At 39.2% G+C, this 1,430-nt stretch carries 3 protein-coding genes; 2 read left to right on the top strand and 1 reads right to left on the bottom strand.

Annotation, left to right across the window (positions count from 1 at the left end):
• Positions 1-208, top strand: a 208-nt coding sequence (locus tag AC6F75_RS12405) for a DUF933 domain-containing protein (protein ID WP_500715361.1), incomplete at its 5' end; no start/stop codon positions are given.
• A 44-nt stretch (positions 209-252) separates the two neighbouring features.
• Here the strand turns inward: AC6F75_RS12405 and AC6F75_RS12400 are convergent.
• On the bottom strand, positions 253-699 hold the full coding sequence (locus AC6F75_RS12400; protein WP_500715360.1) for a copper resistance protein NlpE N-terminal domain-containing protein: 447 nt from the start codon (positions 697-699) through the stop codon (positions 253-255).
• A 149-nt stretch (positions 700-848) separates the two neighbouring features.
• On the opposite strand from AC6F75_RS12400, the gene AC6F75_RS12395 reads away from it, so the two are divergent.
• Positions 849-1,430 (top strand): ATP-binding protein (locus AC6F75_RS12395; protein WP_500715359.1); only part of this gene is annotated, 582 nt, incomplete at its 3' end.

Below are 1,430 nucleotides of genomic sequence, written 5' to 3'. Positions count from 1 at the left end.
TCCCATTGGTTCTACTGCACCACAGGCCGCCGGAGTGATTCACTCCGATTTTGAAAAAGGATTTATTCGTGCTGAAGTCATCGCTTATGATGACTATGTACATTTTGGCAGCGAAGCCAAAGTCAAAGAAGCCGGAAAAATGAGGGTAGAAGGCAAGGAGTACATCGTCAAGGACGGTGATGTGATGCACTTTAGGTTTAATGTGTAAAGCCTCCCCAACCCCTCCAAAGGAGGGGCTTTTTAATTGAATAATTATTGGATTTTCATTAAAACATATTTCTCAGCCAATTCCCCCTCGATAATCTCTCCCTTTTGGTTGAGGTGCAAAAGATAATTCTCGCCCACTTTAAAAAGTGTTGGGCTTCCTTTTACTTTTTCGTCAAGAACAATGTTATTTCCGTCTTCGGTCCACTCAAAAGTGTCAACTTCTTCAAAATAATTGTCATCTTTTCCTAAATACAATCGCTTGACAACATAAGTGTTGTCTTCACTGAGTGAAACCTCTATCTCAATCCCATCACAATCTGCACAGGGCAAAACCCCTTTGTAGACTCCTTGCCAATCTAAGGCAATTTGTGAGGTATGCATATCAGGTGCTTGTTCGGTTTCTGCAAGTTCTTCAATAGTATCTTTTTCTTGGTTGTTTTTACAAGAAATAAAAGTAAAAACAATACATGCAATCAATAAGATATTTTTCATGTTTTAATTTTTTATAGATTCAAAGGTATCGAATTCTTTTCTTTTTTTTTCTTAACAAATTCACCCGTTTTATTGTTAATTACTTTCTATTTTCGCGGTTTCATTTATTGCCGTGAAGTCTTATATTAGCGGGTCTTAGAAATTTTAATATGGCCAAAGAAACTCAATATACTGAAGACAATATTCGCTCGCTCGACTGGAAAGAACACATCCGGATGCGCCCCGGTATGTATATCGGTAAATTGGGTGACGGGTCTTCACCTGACGATGGAATTTACATCCTTTTAAAAGAAGTGCTGGACAATTCCATAGACGAATATGTTATGGGTGCTGGCAAAACCATCGAAATCCGCATCAAAGACAAAGAGGTGAAGGTGCGTGATTATGGCCGGGGAATCCCCCTGGGGAAAGTGGTTGACGTAGTTTCCAAAATGAATACCGGTGGTAAGTATGATACACGTGCCTTTAAAAAATCAGTCGGTTTAAATGGCGTGGGTACCAAAGCTGTTAATGCGCTCTCCTCTTTTTTCAGGGTGGAATCCATTCGGGAAAATCAGATAAAGTATGCCGAATTTGAACAAGGAAATCTCCTTGCTGACCCAAACCCTGAAGAATCTGTGTCTCGCCGTGGAACTAAAGTGATTTTCATTCCGGATGAATCAATTTTTAAAAACTTTAGGTACCGCAATGAGTATGTTTCCAAAATGCTCAAAAATTATGTCTATCTCAAT

This window comes from Planktosalinus sp. (assembly GCF_059864935.1).
The sequence above is the reverse complement of the archived record's forward strand: the minus strand, read 5'-3'. Positions and strand labels throughout refer to the sequence as shown.